General features: G+C 62.2%; 14 protein-coding genes. 2 read left to right on the forward strand and 12 right to left on the reverse strand.

The features are described 5' to 3' along the window. Positions 1-10: 10 nt before the first annotated feature. The 12 genes from ACEK02_RS30830 to ACEK02_RS30885 form a co-directional block, all read right to left on the reverse strand. On the reverse strand, positions 11-1,177 hold the full coding sequence (locus tag ACEK02_RS30830; protein WP_371425298.1) for an acyl-CoA dehydrogenase family protein: 1,167 nt from the start codon (positions 1,175-1,177) through the stop codon (positions 11-13). Positions 1,178-1,180: 3 nt separating this feature from the next. After that, complete coding sequence (locus ACEK02_RS30835; protein ID WP_371425300.1) at positions 1,181-2,404, reverse strand: CaiB/BaiF CoA transferase family protein; 1,224 nt, start codon at positions 2,402-2,404, stop codon at positions 1,181-1,183. Between the two features lie 247 nt (positions 2,405-2,651). Then, positions 2,652-4,190, reverse strand: coding sequence for a class I adenylate-forming enzyme family protein (locus ACEK02_RS30840; protein WP_371425302.1), 1,539 nt, complete (start codon positions 4,188-4,190; stop codon positions 2,652-2,654). 15 nt (positions 4,191-4,205) lie between these two features. Continuing rightward, positions 4,206-5,375: an acetyl-CoA acetyltransferase gene (locus ACEK02_RS30845; RefSeq protein WP_371425304.1), complete on the reverse strand. Its 1,170-nt coding sequence runs from the start codon at positions 5,373-5,375 to the stop codon at positions 4,206-4,208. Between the two features lie 49 nt (positions 5,376-5,424). Continuing rightward, positions 5,425-6,087 (reverse strand): bifunctional 4-hydroxy-2-oxoglutarate aldolase/2-dehydro-3-deoxy-phosphogluconate aldolase, encoded by a 663-nt coding sequence (gene eda / locus ACEK02_RS30850; protein ID WP_371425306.1) that lies wholly within the window; start codon positions 6,085-6,087, stop codon positions 5,425-5,427. Between the two features lie 13 nt (positions 6,088-6,100). Further along, the gene (locus tag ACEK02_RS30855) at positions 6,101-7,027 is read right to left on the reverse strand and encodes a sugar kinase (RefSeq protein WP_371425308.1); all 927 of its coding nucleotides are present in this window, start codon (positions 7,025-7,027) and stop codon (positions 6,101-6,103) included. Between the two features lie 5 nt (positions 7,028-7,032). Next, positions 7,033-8,019 carry a D-erythronate dehydrogenase gene (denD, locus tag ACEK02_RS30860; RefSeq protein WP_371425310.1) on the reverse strand — a complete coding sequence of 329 codons (987 nt, stop codon included), beginning with the start codon at positions 8,017-8,019 and terminating at the stop codon, positions 7,033-7,035. Between the two features lie 143 nt (positions 8,020-8,162). Beyond that, positions 8,163-9,080, reverse strand: a complete 918-nt coding sequence (locus ACEK02_RS30865) for a carbohydrate ABC transporter permease (RefSeq protein WP_371425312.1) — start codon at positions 9,078-9,080, stop codon at positions 8,163-8,165. Next, positions 9,073-10,032: a carbohydrate ABC transporter permease gene (locus tag ACEK02_RS30870; protein WP_371425314.1), complete on the reverse strand. Its 960-nt coding sequence runs from the start codon at positions 10,030-10,032 to the stop codon at positions 9,073-9,075. The genes ACEK02_RS30865 and ACEK02_RS30870 overlap by 8 nt, the downstream gene beginning before the upstream one ends. A gap of 70 nt (positions 10,033-10,102) precedes the next feature. Further along, positions 10,103-10,516, reverse strand: coding sequence for a RidA family protein (locus tag ACEK02_RS30875; RefSeq protein WP_371425316.1), 414 nt, complete (start codon positions 10,514-10,516; stop codon positions 10,103-10,105). 97 nt (positions 10,517-10,613) lie between these two features. Then, positions 10,614-11,939 carry an ABC transporter substrate-binding protein gene (locus ACEK02_RS30880; RefSeq protein ID WP_371425318.1) on the reverse strand — a complete coding sequence of 442 codons (1,326 nt, stop codon included), beginning with the start codon at positions 11,937-11,939 and terminating at the stop codon, positions 10,614-10,616. 71 nt (positions 11,940-12,010) lie between these two features. Next, positions 12,011-13,078 (reverse strand): ABC transporter ATP-binding protein, encoded by a 1,068-nt coding sequence (locus ACEK02_RS30885; protein ID WP_371425320.1) that lies wholly within the window; start codon positions 13,076-13,078, stop codon positions 12,011-12,013. A 233-nt stretch (positions 13,079-13,311) separates the two neighbouring features. On the opposite strand from ACEK02_RS30885, the gene ACEK02_RS30890 reads away from it, so the two are divergent. Continuing rightward, positions 13,312-15,120, forward strand: a complete 1,809-nt coding sequence (locus tag ACEK02_RS30890) for an IlvD/Edd family dehydratase (RefSeq protein ID WP_371425322.1) — start codon at positions 13,312-13,314, stop codon at positions 15,118-15,120. Positions 15,121-15,324: 204 nt separating this feature from the next. Beyond that, positions 15,325-16,059 (forward strand): SDR family oxidoreductase, encoded by a 735-nt coding sequence (locus tag ACEK02_RS30895; protein WP_371425324.1) that lies wholly within the window; start codon positions 15,325-15,327, stop codon positions 16,057-16,059. The last annotated feature ends 6 nt before the right edge of the window (positions 16,060-16,065 follow it).

A 16,065-nucleotide genomic window follows, 5' to 3' on the forward strand; every position in this document is an offset into this window, starting at 1 on the left:
TCTCTTTGCTCTAATACGACTTTGGCAGACCAAGCGCCTTCTCGGCGATGAAGCTCAGGATCAGTTCGCGGCTGATCGGCGCAATGCGCGGGATCAGGGACTCCCGCAGATAGCGCTCCACATGATATTCCTTGGCATAGCCGAAGCCGCCATGGGTCATCACCGCCTGCTCACAGGCGTGATAACCGGCCTCGCCCGCGAGATATTTTGCGGAGTTCGCCGCGGGACCGCATGGCAATCCCTGATCATATTGCCAGCCGGCCGACAGCGTCATCAGCCAGGCCGCCTCCAGTTCCATCCAGTTCTTCGCGAGGGGATGCTGGATCGCCTGGTTCTGGCCGATCGGGCGATTGAACACGTTGCGGACCTTGGCGTAGTCAGCCGCCTTCCTCAGCGCCGCCTTGCCGAGCCCGACCGCTTCGGCGGCGATCAGGATGCGCTCCGGATTCATGCCGTGCAGGATGTATTCGAAGCCACGCCCCTCCTCGCCGATGCGATCTTCGACCGGGATCTCGAAATCGGCAATGAACAGCTCGTTGGAGTCCACCGCCTTGCGGCCGAGCTTCTCGATCTCGTGCACGGCGATCTTGGCGCGATCGAAGTCCGTATAGAACAGGCTGAGCCCATGTGTCGGGCTCTTGACGTCTTCCAGCGGCGTGGTGCGCGCCAGCAGCAGGATCTTCTCGGCGACCTGCGCGGTGGAGATCCAGACCTTCTGGCCGTTGACCACATAACGATCGCCCTTGCGCACGGCGCGGGTCTTGAGCTGCGTGGTGTTCAGGCCGGTATTGGGTTCGGTCACCGCGAAGCAGGATTTCTCCGTGCCGTTGACGATGGGCGGCAGCATGCGCGCGCACTGTTCGGGTGTGCCGAACACCACCACCGGATTGAGGCCGAACACATTCATATGGACGGCGGACGCGCCCGACATGCCGGCGCCGGATTCCGAAATCGCCCGCATCATGATCGCCGCCTCGGTGATCCCCAATCCCGAGCCACCATATTGCTCGGGGATGCAGATGCCGAGCCAGCCGGCATCGGCCATCGCCTTGTGGAAGTCGATGGGGAAGCCGCCCTCCTTGTCCTTCTTCAGCCAGTAGGCATCGTCGAAGCGCGCGCAGATCTTCTCGATGGCGTCGCGAATGGATTCCTGGTTGGCGTCGAGGGCGAAATCCATGCGTTATAGCTCCGACGTATCTGGGATAGCGGCCTGTCGGAGCACGCCGTCCTTGTGCATTTTCTCGATCTGCTCGGCCGTATAGCCGACCTCGGCCAGCACCTCGGCATTCTGTTCGCCGAGATGCGAGGCGAGACGCGTGAGATCCACCGGCGTCTTCGACCAGGTCGCGGCAACCTTCATGTTGCGAACCGCGCCTTCGGTCGGATGCTCAACCTGCTGGAAGAAGTCCGTCGCCACCATGTGCGGGTCTTCCATCATGCTGTCCAGCGTGTGCATCGGCGCCGATGGCACGTCGGCCTCGTCGAGTAGTTTGGCCCATTCCGTGGTCGTCCGCGTCAGGAAGATCCGCGAGAGTTCGGCATTCACCGTATCGATATGCTGGATGCGCTGCGGGAACGTCGCAAAGCGCGGATCATCAAACAGCTCCTCGCGGCCGACATGCTTGAGGAAGCTCTTCCACTGCTTGTCGTTATAGACCATGGCGCAGATATAGCCGTCGGACGTCTGATACGGCCGGCGGTCCGGCGACAGATGCCGGCCATAGCCGCCTTTGTCGAGCGGCGGGTCGAAAGTGAGGCCGCCCATGTGATCGCCCATCATGAAGCCCGCCATGGTCTCGAACATCGGAATATCGACGCGCTGGCCCTCGCCGGTCTTGTCACGATGGATGACGCTGGCCAGGATGGCGCCGAGCGCATTGAGACCGACGATGCGATCGACCAGCGCGTTCGGCACATAGCGCGGCACGCCGTCGGGGCTGATCCGTGCATTCAAGGCCGCCAGCGCGGTGGCGCCCTGGATCAGATCGTCATAAGCGGGCTTGGCGGCATAGGGGCCGGCCTGGCTGAAGCCGAACACGCCGGCATAGATCAGGCGCGGATTGATCTTCGAGACGACGTCATAGCCGAGATTGAGCCGGACCATCGCGGCCGGGCGGACATTGTAAACCAGCACATCGGCACTCGCGACCAGCTTCAGCAGCGCCTCGCGGCCCTCTTCCTTCTTGAGGTCGATGCAGACGCAGCGCTTGTTGCGGTTGGTGTTGAGAAAAATCGGTCCCATGCCGGGATTGCGCATCGGCCCGATCGCGCGGACCACGTCGCCATCGGGGGACTCCACCTTGATGACATCGGCGCCGTAGTCGCCCAGCGTCTGGGTGCAGTATGGCCCCATCATCACCGAGGTCATATCGATGATCCTGATCCCGTGCAGTGGTCCCGCCAAAATCGTTTGCTCCCGAAAGCGTGTGATCAGGCGCCAGTAGCGCCCTGTTGGCTTCGTCTTAGCGGGAGCGGCTTTGCGGACGCAAGGGCGCCAGACGCGGGGCCGTATGCGCGGGAAGCCGGCACGCGTCAAAGTGGCAGCGTGCGCGGCCGGTAGAATGGGTAGAGCGTCGTCACGAAACCCATCGCCTTCATGCCGCGGATTGACGGGTTTCGCTGCGGCGCGGTGCGCCCGCGCACTCCCCATCCTACGACCGGTGCTTCATCATCTCCCGCAACTCGGTCTTGAGCACCTTGCCGTAATTGTTCTTCGGCAGCGCGTCGAGATAGACGTAGCGCTTCGGGCGCTTGAAGCGGGCGATATTGGCGAGGCAATGGGCGTCCAGCGCAGCATCGTCGGCCGATGCGCCCGGCTCCAGCACCACACAGGCCACCACCACCTCGCCCCAGTCCGGCTCGGGCACGCCGATGGCCGAGACTTCCCGCACGGCGGGATGCGTCAGCAGCGCCTCCTCGACTTCGCGCGGATAGATATTGGTACCGCCGGAAATGATGACGTCCTTGGAGCGGTCGGACAAAGTGAGGAAGCCGTCTTCGTCGAGCCGCCCGACATCACCGGTCCGTAGCCAGCCGTCCTTCAGCGTCTCGCTGTTGGCCTTGTCGTTGTTCCAGTAGCCGAGCATCACAGCCGGCCCCTTGGCCTCGACCTCCCCGGTCTCGCCTGCCGGCAACGGCTTGCCGTCGGCATCCGTGATGCGCACTTCCATCACGCTCTGTGCCGGTCCGACGGAGGCCAGCCGATCCAGGTAGCGGGGATGATCCACATCCGCGTGAAATCCGCGCGGCAGTGAGGTGATCGTCATGGGCGATTCACCCTGGCCATAGATCTGCACGAAGCGCTGGCCCATGGTGGCGATGGCGTCGCGGATATCGGCCAGATACATCGGGCCGCCGCCATAGACGATGGTGCGCAGCCCGTCGCCGGTCTCGCCGCGCTTTTTCGCCGCATCGACCAGACGGCGCACCATAGTGGGTGCAGCGAACATCGCGACATCGCCGAGTTGCTTGCCGAGATCGAGCACTTCGTCCGGCTCAAAGCCCTGGCTCTCCGGCACGACGTGGCGCGCGGCCATGCGGATGTGGATGAAATTGTAGAGGCCGGCGCCGTGCGAGATCGGCGCGGCATAGAGGATGGCATCGCGCTGATGCACCTGATCGACATCGGCGAGATAGCACATCGACATGGCGACCAGATTGCCGTGGCTGAGCATCACGCCTTTCGGCCGCCCGGTGGTGCCGGATGTGTAGAACAGCCAGGCGAGATCATTGTCTTCGCGCGACAGCGGCACCTGTGACGTCGGTTCGCCGTGCTGCAATTCGTGAAACGTCTCGCTGTCGATCGACAGCATCTGCATGCAGGTCGGCAGGTCTTCCTCAACCTGAACAAGCGCACCACGGCTGTCGTCGTCGACACAGGCCAGCCTCGCGCCGGCATTGTCGCAGATCCATGCCGCCTCGCGGCCATGCAGCTTGGCATTGATGGGGATCACGACGGCGCCGATCCACCACACCGCATAGAGGCATTCGAGATATTGCGTGCAGTTCGACGCGAACAGCGCGACGCGGTCGCCGGGCTGAATGCCGTAGTCCCGCACGAGGCCCGCGCCGATAGCCGCGGCACGGCGCGCGAATGTGGCGTAGTCGGCCTGGACCGTGGTGCCCGTCAGCAGCGCCGGCGCCTGCGGATGCAGACGCGCCGACGATGCCAGCCATTGTGCGACATTCATGGCGTCGCCCGCGCGTTACTTCGCCGGCTCGAGGATCGAGACGTAGTTCGCCACCGCGGCGCCGCCCATATTGAAGATGCCGGCGAGTTTTGCGTTCTTGATCTGCATGCCCTCCGGCGCCTGATCCAGCAATTGCATCGCGCTCAGCACATGCATGGAGACGCCGGTGGCACCGATCGGATGGCCCTTCGCCTTGAGGCCGCCGGACGGATTGACCGGCAGCTTGCCGTCCTTCTGGGTCCAGCCTTCCTTGATAGCGCGCGCACCCTGCCCGCGCGGTGTCAGGCCCATGGCTTCGTATTCGATCAGTTCGGCGACGGTGAAGCAGTCATGGGTTTCGACGAAAGAAAGGTCGCCGATCTCGACGCCCGCAGTCTTCAGCGCCTTTTGCCACGCCACGGTGCAGCCCTCGAATTGAAGGATGTCGCGCTTCGACATCGGCAGGAAATCCTGCGCATGGCCGGTGGCCTTGATGTTGACTGCCTTGCCCATGGTCTTGGCGGTTTCGGAATCCGTCAGCACCAATGCCGCGGCGCCGTCCGACACCAGCGAACAGTCGGTGCGCTTCAAGGGGCCGGCGACGAACGGGTTCTTGTCGCTTTCGGAACGGCAGAATTCGAAGCCGACATCCTTGCGCATCTGCGCATAGGGATTGTGGACGCCGTTGGCGTGGTTCTTGGCGGCAATCATGGCCAGCGCGTCGGACTGGTCGCCATATTTCTGGAAGTATTTTTGCGCGATGCCACCGAAGACGCCGGCGAAGCCCGCGGGCGTCTCGCCGTCTTCCGGCAGGTAAGACGCACGCAGCAGGTTCTTGCCGATCTCCGGCCCTGGCGTGCGGGTCATCTGTTCGACACCGACGACGAGGACGATCTTGGCAGCGCCGGCGGCAATCGACTTGATGCCCTGATGCACGGCGGCAGAACCGGTGGCACAGGCATTCTCGACGCGGGTTGCGGGCTTGAAGCGCAATGCCGGATCGGCCTGCAGCACCAGCGAGGCCGTGAAGTCCTGCGGCGAGAAGCCCGCGTTGAAATGGCCGAGCACGATTTCATCGACATCGGCCGCGGAAATGCCGGCATCCGCCATGGCCTCGGTCGCGACCCGGACCACCATGCTCTCGACGGTCTCGGCGTCGAATTTTCCGAAGGGCATGTGGGCCCATCCAACGATGCTGGCAGTCATGGTCGTCTCCCTGATCGATTTCAAATATTGCGCCCGTTATAGCCCGGCTTCAGAGCGCTTGCAGGGTTTTCATGGTGCGCGCGCACATGGCCGTTATGCCCGCCCAATCGCCGGAACGTATCATTGACGACGGACAGATCCAGGACCCGCCGACCGCCAGAACCATCGGCTCGCCGAGCCAGCTCGCCGCATTGGCCTCGCCGATCCCGCCCGTGGGGCAGAATTTCACGTCGGGAAACGGCCCTGCCCAGGCGCGCAACATCGCCATGCCGCCGGCCTGTTCCGCCGGAAAGAACTTGAGCGTGTCGAAGCCACGTTCGCGCGCCTGCATCAGTTCCGACGCGGTGGCGACGCCGGGCAGCAACGGCAGATCGCTTGACGCTGCGACATCCAGCAATTCACGCGTCGCGCCGGGACTGACCGTGAAGCGCGCGCCAATGGCATAGGCCGTCTGGAAATCCCCCGGTGATAACACGGTCCCGATCCCGACAATGGCCTCAGGCACTTCGGCGATGACGGCCTTCGCCGCCTCCACTGCGGCCTCGGTGCGCAAGGTGATTTCCAGCGTGCGGATACCGCCGGCGACTAACGCCCGCGCCAGCGGTACGGCGTCTGAGACACGTTCGATCGTGAGCACGGGAACGACGAACGCTGCCTTCAGCAGCTTTCGCAGGTGATCCTGACGCTGACCGATATCAAGAGGCTTGTTCATGCGAATGGTCCTCTCATGAGGGTGTATCCAACGCGATCATATCGGGCATGGCGTCGCGCGGGATGATCGCGCCGGGATGGCAGACGACAGTGCCAGCGAGATGGTGGCCAGCCCTTGCGGCAGCGACAGGCTGAGCGCCGCTCAGACGTGCATACAGATAGGCAGCGGCAAAACTGTCGCCGGCCGCCGTGGTATCAACCACCGCGCCACTGACCGGCTCTGCCTCGACGCGCTGCCGCTGGCCGTAATGCCGTATGATGCTCGCGGGGATATCGCGCTTGAGCACCACTTCCTCCGCTTCAATGCGCGACAGCAGTTTGTCCTCGGCATCGCCAGGATAGAGTGGCAACAAGTCCTCGACCGAGGCCAGCACGATATCAGACGCCGCAAAGGCCTTCTGGAACGCGTTGCGTGCGAGATCGAGATCGGGCCAGCCGCGGGCGCGGAAATTGGTATCGAAGGCGACACGGACGCCTGCCCCGCGCGCATGTTGAAGTGCCGCAATCAGGCGGTCGCGGCCGGCGATGTCGAACAGCGACAGCGTGATGGCCGAGAGATAGATCAGGTCATACTCGGCAAGCGACGCCAGCAGCGCGTCGGTTTCCGGCAGGCTCATCAGGCCACGCACCGCCGAAGCATCGCGCCAGTGATAGAAGCGGCGCTCGCCTGCCCTATTGGTCTCGATCATGTAGAGGCCGGGCAACTTGCCCTTGAGCCGAACCACCTGCTCTGTACCAACGCCTTCGGACTGCCAGCCGGCAATCATCTCGTCGCTAAGCGGATCGTCGCCCAGCGCGGTAACGTAGTCGACGCTGGCACCGAGCCGTGCCAGATAGACCGCAGTGTTCAGCGTGTCACCGCCAAAGGACCGCGTCAGGTGCCCATCCGGCATCTGACGCAGCTCGATCATGCATTCGCCGATGCTGGCGATCCGCATCATGCGCCTCAGGCGACGAACTTGCCGCCGAGTTCATCCTCGATATGGATGCGGATGATGTCGTCGAAGGTCTTCTCGGCGGTGGTGAAGCCGAGCTTCAGCGCGCGCGCGGTGTCGAAATCGCGCGGCCAGCCGGACACGATGCCGGTGATCACAGGGTCGGTCTCGCGCTTGATGCGGGCGACGACGCCCTTGCCCGCGACGCGCTCGAGCGCCGCGATCTGCTCACCGACGGTGACCGACATGCCGGGCATGCTGAGGTTGCGCCGCGGGCCCATCGCCTGAAGATCCATCGTGCCAGCATGGATGAGGAAGCCGACCGCCGAGCGCGGCGATGCGTGCCAGTGCCGGACATCCTCGGACACCGGCAGGATGGCTTCCTTGCCGGCCAGCGGCTCGCGGATGATGTTGGAGAAGAAACCGGAAGCGGCCTTGTTCGGTGCACCCGGCCGGACGCAGATGGTCGGCAGGCGGATACCAATGCCATCCAGGAAACCCTTGCGGGTGTAGTCGGCGATCAGCATTTCGCAGATCGACTTCTGGGTGCCATAGGAGGTCAGCGGCGTGTGAATGAATTCGTCGCCGATCTTGTCGGGGAATGGTGCGCCGAACACCGCGATGGACGAGGTGAAGACCAGCCGCGGTTTGTAGCCGCCGCCGATAGCGCGGATCGCGTCGATCAGGTAGCGGGTGCCATCGAGATTGATGCGATAGCCCTTGTCGAAATCGGCCTCCGCCTCCCCTGAAACGATGGCGGCGAGGTGGAAGATCACCTCCGGTTTGTGGGCGACCAGCGGCGCAGCCGTCTTTGGATCGGCGAAATCCGACGTCACCAGTTCGATCGGGATCGACGCGCCCGCTGGCTTTGCCGGCGCCACCACATCCTGCAGGGTCATGCGGGTGATGTCGCGATTGCCGAGACGGCCGTCGCGAACCAGTTTCTCTGTGAGCTTGCGGCCGACCATGCCGGCGGCGCCGAGGATGAGAATGTGCAAGGGAAAACTCCTTCTTGTTGTTCTTGGATTCGAATCTGGCCCTCATGGTGAAGAGGCGCCACTTTGGCGCCGTCTCGAACCATGAATGAGGCGGTCGAAGACGACCGCTCTTCAGGATGAGAGCGGTACATTGGGTAAGCCGCCTACTCCTTCACCGCTCCCGTCATCGCCGACACATAGTGCTCGACGAAGAACGCATACAGGATCACCAGCGGCAGCGAGCCAACCAGCGCGCCGGCCATCAGCGAGCCCCATTTGTAGATGTCGCCATCAACGAATTCGTTGACGATGGCCACCGGCACGGTCTTGTTCTGGGTCGATTGCAGGAAGGTCAGCGCATAGATGAACTCGTTCCAGCATAGCGTGAACGAGAAGATGAAGGCCGAGATCAACCCGGGCACCGCCAGCGGAATGATGATCTTGACCAGGATCTGCCAGCGCGAGGCGCCGTCGATCAGGGCGCATTCCTCGAGCTCGAACGGAATGGTCTTGAAATAGCCCATCAACAGCCAGGTCGAGAACGGGATCAGCAGCGTTGGATAGACCAGGATCAGCGACAGCGGGGAGTCGAACAGGCCGTAAGCCTGGATGACGGTCGCCAGCGGAATGAACAGGATCGACGGCGGCACGAGATAGGCCATGAAGATCAGCGCGCCGACCGTCTGCGCCCCGCGAAACCGCAGCCGCACGATGGCATAGGCCGCGAGCACGCTGGCGATGATCGACAGCAGCGTCGATGCCGCCGCCACATACATCGTGTTCCAGAGCCACTGTGGATAGTTGGTTTCGAACAGCAGCTTGTAGATGTGCTTGAAGGTCGGCTTGATCACCCAGAACGGATTGAACCGCTCCATGTCAATCAGCTGTTCATCAGGTTTTATCGAGGTGAGCGCCATCCAGTAGAACGGAAACAGCAGGATCACCACGATGATGAACAGCGGAATATAGAGCGTGACGACGCGCCTCGGCAGCGACTCCAGATAGGCCATACCCTCGCTGTGATCGTCCTTCTCGACGGTCGGGGCGACGGCAGTACGGTGATCTACAGCGTGGTCAGTCATTGTCAGTGCCTTGCTGCCACTTGCGGCGTTGCATGCCGAACCAGGAAATGGCGATGGCTGCCAGGAGGAACGGGATCATGGCGGTCGCGATGGCGGCGCCCTCGCCGAGCCGACCCGACAGAATGCCGCGCTGATAGCTCAGCGTCGCCATCAGATGCGTTGCATTGACGGGACCGCCGCGGGTCAGCGCCCAGATCAGCTGGAAGTCGGTAAAGGTGAACAGCACCGAGAAGGTCATGACGACCGCGATAATCGGCGTCAGCAGCGGATAGGTAATGAAACGGAAGCGCTGCCACGACGTCGCGCCGTCCAACGTCGCCGCCTCATAGAGCGACGGAGACACGGTCTGCAGGCCGGCCAGCAGCGTGATCGCCACGAACGGCACGCCGCGCCAGATATTGGCGAAGATCACACTGGCGCGCGCCCAGTTGCTGTCACCCAGGAAATTAATGTTGTGGTCGATCAACCCCATTTTGATCAACGACCATGAAATGATCGAGAACTGCGAGTCGTAGATCCACCAGAACGCGATGGCCGACAGTACCGTGGGCACGATGAACGGGATCAGCACGGCGGCGCGGATCAGCGCCTTGAACGGCATATGCCGGTTCAAGAGCAGCGCCAGGTAGAGGCCGACGGCGAATTTGATGGCCGAGGCGACGATCGTATAGAGCAGCGTATTGAATACCGAGAGCCAGAAGATGGAATCGTCGCGCAACCACTCATAGTTCTCGAGACCGACGAAGACGCCCCCGCGACCGATGCGGTCGTCTGTGAAGCTCATCCAGACGCCGAGAAACAACGGATAGGCGAGAAACAGGATCAGGAACGCCGCTGCCGGCAACATGAACCACATGGCGAGCCAGTTGCGGTTGACCCGTAGTCGGTCCCAGGCCGAGGATCTGGGGATCACTTTCCCTGCCCCCGGCATCGATGTCTGGATCGTGGTCATTGCAAGATAGCTCCAGTCGGATGTCGGCTTCGGTCTGATGTCGTGCAGTCAGTCATGCGTCACTATCCGGTTACGGCAGGATCGCTTCGCCCTCGATCTCGACACATGCGTGCGGATCGATCAGGGCGGAGACCTGAACCAGCGTCATCGCTGGAAAATGCTTGCCGAGCGTGGCGCCCCAGGCCTCGCCGACGGCGGCGCCGGATGCCTTGAATGCATTGATGTCCGTGACATAGGCACGCAGCATCACGATCTGCCCGGGCTCACCGCCCGCCGCCTTCAGCACGGTGACGAGGTTCTCCATTGCATAGCGCCACTGCGTCCCGAAGTCGGATTCCGCGGCGACCTCGCCCTGCCCGTTCCGCTTGCCGAGCTGACCTGAGATGCGGATGCTCCGCGTACCGCCGGCCACCACCGCATGCGCGAAACCGCGCGGCCGTGCCCAGCCCTCGGGGAGAACAGTCTTGTAGTCGATCTCTGGCATTCCCATTCCCATTGTTCAGGCAGCCTTTTGCGACACGAAAGTCACGGCTGCTCCGGAGAGATGCCGGCGCGGGTCGCTCCGCGCCGGCAGGTCGTCATCAGGCGCGGAAGATGCGCTTCGCCGCGCGCTCGGCTGACGACATCGCGGTCTTCACGTCCTCGCGGCCCGTGCAGTAATTGGCGTACATGTCAACGACCACGAAGTCGGCGATCGCCGCCGCCGCATTCTCGCTCATCTGCGCCTCGCCGGCTGGCGTCGATGCCGAGGTGGCAACGTCGCGATACGGCGTGTTCTTCGGATCCGCGGTCCAGATCGGGTTCTTTTCATAGGCATTCAGGAACGGCGACAGATAGCCCTGGGCAGATTCGACCCACGGATTGAACTGCTCCGGCTCCATCATGAAGGCAGTGAACGCCTTGCAGGCCTGCGGGAACTTGGTGAAGGAAAAGATCAGGATCGGGAAACCGAGATGCAGCTCGCGCCGCTTGCCGTCCATCCCCTTCGGCAAATGGGCGTGGTTCATATCCTCGGCGATTGCCGGCGCTTCCTTCTTCGCCGTCACATAGACCGAGATGCCGTTGACAGTGAGGTGCAACTGGCCGGCAAGAAACGCCTTGTTGTTGGAGGAGTCGTTCCAGGACGCGGTGCCGGGAATGAAGTTGTCATACAGCGACTTGACGTATTCCAGCGACTTGGCGGTCTCCGGCGAATTGACAACGACCTTGTTGTCTTTGTCGATCAGCTTGCCACCATGAGCCCACAGTGCCCAATGAAGCCAGCCATTCGCATCGCCCGACGCATGACCAAGCGCCATACCGGCTGGCGTGCCGTTCTTGTTCATGCCCTTCACGAGATCCTGGAAGCCGGCCAGATCCTCGGGGAACGTCTTGTGGCCGGCCTTTTCGGCCGCAGCAACGCGGTAGTTCACGAGACCGCCGGTGGCAGCGACGGGAACGCCGATCCACTTGCCGTTGAACTTGCCATACTGCTCGCCGGAATTGGCCCAGCCACCGTTCTTCTTGCCGAGATAGTCGGCAACGTCGGAGACGTCCATGCACTTGGTCGGGAACAGGAACGGCAGCGAGTACAATCCCCAGACCATGTCGAGGCCCTGCCCGGTATTCGCGGCAACCGAAGCCTTGGGCTGAATGTCGTCATAGGATTCGTTGGAGACGGTGATGGTGACGCCGGTCGCCTTCTGGAAGGCGTCGACGATCTTCATGAAGGCCACGTCTTCGGCTTCGACGAAGCGTTTCCAGCGCAGCAGATTGATCTTGGCGCCAGCTTCCGGCTTCCACTGTGAGGTCTGCGCCCAGGCTTTGGCGTAGCCCAGCAGCTGATCCGCGGACATGGTCGCCGCGGCAGCCAGCGTGATCGCCCCGCCCTTGAGCAGAGATCGGCGATCCGGTGTAAATCCAGTCATCTTTCGTCTTCTCCCTGTGATATTGGTTCGTTGATCGACCAATGTTTTGAAATTGATGGGTGCAAGGCGCGTCAGTTGACGCGCTTGCCGGTCTCCTTGTCGAACAGATGCGCCGAATTCGCGCGCGGCCTGAGATGAATCCTGTCACCCGGCGCTACCGGACGACGATCACGGAAGATCGCGATGATATCCTGGGTGCCGATGCGTGCGACGACCTGAGTCTCCGACCCCATCGGCTCGACCACCACGACCTCGGCCTCGATCCCGTCATCAGCAAATTCGAGATGCTCGGGCCGAATGCCGTAGGTCACCGACTTGTCGTTCGCCGTTGCGGGCGCCGCCGTGATCGGCAGCTTCGCGCCGTTGGCGGTCTCGACCCATGGCTGGCCACCATTCACCTTCAGCGTGCCTTCGAGAAAATTCATCGCAGGCGATCCGATGAAGCCTGCAACGAACTTGTTTTCGGGGTGATCGTAGAGTTCCAATGGCGCGCCCATCTGCTCGACGATGCCATCCTGCATCACCACGATCTTGTCGGCCATGGTCATGGCCTCGATCTGGTCATGCGTTACATAAACCGTCGTCGTCTTCAGGCGCTGATGGAGTTCCTTGATCTCGGCACGCATGGCGACGCGCAGCTTGGCATCGAGATTCGACAGCGGCTCATCGAACAGGAAGACCTGCGGATCGCGCACGATGGCGCGGCCCATGGCGACGCGCTGGCGCTGACCACCCGACAACTGCCGAGGAAAGCGATCGAGCAAGCGCCTCAAATCGAGAATATCGGCGGCGCGATTGACCTTCTGATCGATCTCGCTCTTGTCGGCACCGCGCAGCTTGAGCGAAAAGCCCATATTCTGGGCAACCGTCATATGCGGATAAAGCGCATAGTTCTGGAACACCATGGCGATGTCGCGCTCTTTCGGCTGGACATCATTGACCACGCGGTCGCCGATCGAAATCGTGCCGGAGGTGATTTTCTCCAGTCCCGCAAGCATTCTCAGCAATGTGGACTTTCCGCAGCCGGATGGCCCGACAAGCACGACGAATTGCCCATCCTCGATGGGGACAGATACGCCGTGAAGAACCTCAAAACCGCCAAAAGACTTACGAACGTCGTGAATCTGCACGGACGCCATACATTTCCCTCCCAAATGTCTCATTTTTAGAGACTGCGTCCTCCGATTGCCGGGGCCGCATGTTCTTACTTGTCTGACATCCTACCAGATTTCCGGCGACATGTCGTTGGATCATAGTCGTAGAAAAATGTTGCCGATGCAAACGTTGCGAAGCATCCGGCGGCGTGCAAACATTCGTGACCAATCAAAAGAGACGACGCACCATTCAAAAAGTGTGCGCTGCGGGAGAAATGATGACCAAGCCGAATTCGGGGACCACCAAGCGCAAACTTCGTTCGAGCGAATGGTTCAACGATCCCCACAATCCCGGAATGACCGCACTCTATCTTGAGCGCTATCTGAACTACGGCCTGACGCGTCACGAATTGCAGTCCGGGAAGCCGATCATCGGCATTGCGCAGACCGGCAACGACCTGTCGCCCTGCAACCGCCATCATCTCGAACTCGCCAAGCGCGTGCGCGAAGGCATTACCGCCGCCGGCGGTCTGGTAATGGAGTTTCCGGTCCATCCAATACAGGAGACCGGCAAGCGGCCGACTGCGGCGCTTGATCGCAACCTCGCTTATCTCGGCCTTGTGGAAATCCTGTTCGGCTATCCGCTCGACGGGGTCGTGTTGACAACCGGCTGTGACAAAACCACGCCGGCCTGTTTGATGGCGGCGGCGACAGTCAATCTCCCCGCGATCGTGTTGTCCGGCGGACCGATGCTGAACGGCTGGCACGAAGGCCAGCGCACGGGCTCCGGCACCGTGGTCTGGAAATCACGCGAGCGGCTGGCCGCGGGCGAGATCGACTACGAGGAATTCATGACGCTGGTCGCGTCATCCGCTCCATCGGTCGGGCATTGCAACACCATGGGCACCGCGTCGACGATGAATTCGCTGGCTGAAGCGCTCGGCATGTCCCTGCCCGGCTGCGCGGCAATTCCGGCGCCCTATCGCGAGCGCGGCCAGATTGCCTATGAGACAGGCAGCCGCATCGTCGACATGGTGTGGGAGGACCTCAAGCCGTCGGACATCCTGACACGCAAGGCCTTCGAGAACTGCATCGTGGTCAATTCCGCCATTGGCGGCTCGACCAACGCGCCGATCCATATCAACGCGCTGGCGCGCCATATCGGCGTCGAGCTCGACATCGACGACTGGCAGAAATTCGGCCACGACGTCCCGCTGCTGGTTAACATGCAGCCGGCCGGCTTCTACCTCGGCGAGGAATATCACCGCGCCGGCGGTGTCCCCTCCGTGGTGCGCGAGCTGATGAAGCACAAGCGCATCCACGAGGATGTAATGACCGTGAACGGCAAGACCATGGGCGAGAACTGCGCCAGGTCGCCAGTGCCGGACAATGATGTGATCTGGTCCTACGACAAGCCGCTGGTGAAGGATGCCGGCTTCCTCGTGCTACGCGGCAACCTGTTTGACTCAGCGATCATGAAGACCTCGGTAATCTCCAAGGAATTCCGCGATCGCTATCTGATCAATCCGAACGATCCAAATGCGTTCGAAGGCCGTGCCATCGTGTTTGAGGGGCCGGAGGACTATCACCATCGCATCGACGACGCGTCACTCGATATCGACGAACACTGCATCCTGTTCGTGCGCGGCACCGGTCCGATCGGCTATCCCGGCGGCGCCGAAGTGGTGAACATGCAGCCACCGGCGGCACTCATCAAGCGCGGGATCCACTCACTTCCTTGCATCGGCGATGGGCGCCAATCCGGCACGTCAGGCTCGCCCTCGATTCTCAACGCGACGCCTGAAGCTGCAGCCAATGGCGGCCTTGCAATCCTGAAAACGGGTGACAAGGTCCGCATCGACCTCAACAAGGGCTCGGCGAACATCCTGATCTCCGACGAGGAACTGAAGCGACGTCGCGCCGAACTGATGGCCAATGGCGGATTCAAGTATCCGGCCAACCAGACGCCATGGCAGGAGCTTTACCGCAACACCGTCGGTCAACAGGCCACCGGCGCCTGCCTCGAACTGGCCACGCGCTATCACGATATCGCCGGCAAGGTCGGAACGGCGCGCCATAATCACTAGCGCTTCCTTCACCTCTCCCCGCTTGCGGGGAGAGGTCGGATTGCGAGCGTAGCGAGTAATCCGGGTGAGGGGGAGCCCGCTGCGAAGCTCTGCCAAAGCCCCTCACCCCACCCTCTCCCCGCAAGAGCGGGGCGAGGGAGTGCACTGCCGGCGCAAAACACTGGCAGGCAAGAAAATCACAAATAGAATTCAGGGAGAACTCTCATGACTGATCGCCTGAAAGGCAAACGCGCCTTCGTCACCGCCGGTGCCGTCGGCATCGGCCGCGCCTGCGCGCTGGCCTTTGCACGCGAAGGTGCGACGGTGTTCGCCACCGATATCGACGACAAGGGCGTCGCCCTGCTCACCAAGGATGGCGTGGCGGAAACCGCGCGGCTCGACGTGCGCGACACCGCCGCCGTCGAAGCGATGGCGAAGAAGGTCGGCACTGTCGATATCCTGCTCAATGCCGCCGGCTTCGTGCATCACGGCACTGTGCTGGAATGTTCCGACAGCGACTGGGACTTCTCGTTCGACCTCAACGTCAAATCCATGCACCGGACCATCAAGGCATTTCTGCCGGGCATGCTCGAGAATGGCCATGGCGCGATCGTCAACATCTCCTCCGCTGCAGGCGTCTTCAAGGCCGCCCCCAACCGCTATGTCTATGGCGCCACGAAAGCAGCCGTTGCCGCCCTCACCCGCGCGGTCGCGGCTGACTTCATCACCAAGGGCATTCGCTGCAACGCCATCTGCCCCGGCACCATTGAGACACCATCGATGCTCGACCGCGCCGCGGCCGCAGGCCCGAATGGCCGCGAGCTGTTCGTGAGCCGGCAACCGATGGGCCGTCTCGGCACCGCCGAGGAAATCGCCTCCCTCGCCGTCTATCTCGCCAGCGACGAAAGCGCCTTCACCACCGGCGTGGCGCACATCATCGACGGCGGCTGGACGCTTTAACCGAGG

Source organism: Tardiphaga sp. (assembly GCF_041424195.1).
In the GTDB taxonomy this organism is placed as follows: domain Bacteria; phylum Pseudomonadota; class Alphaproteobacteria; order Rhizobiales; family Xanthobacteraceae; genus Tardiphaga.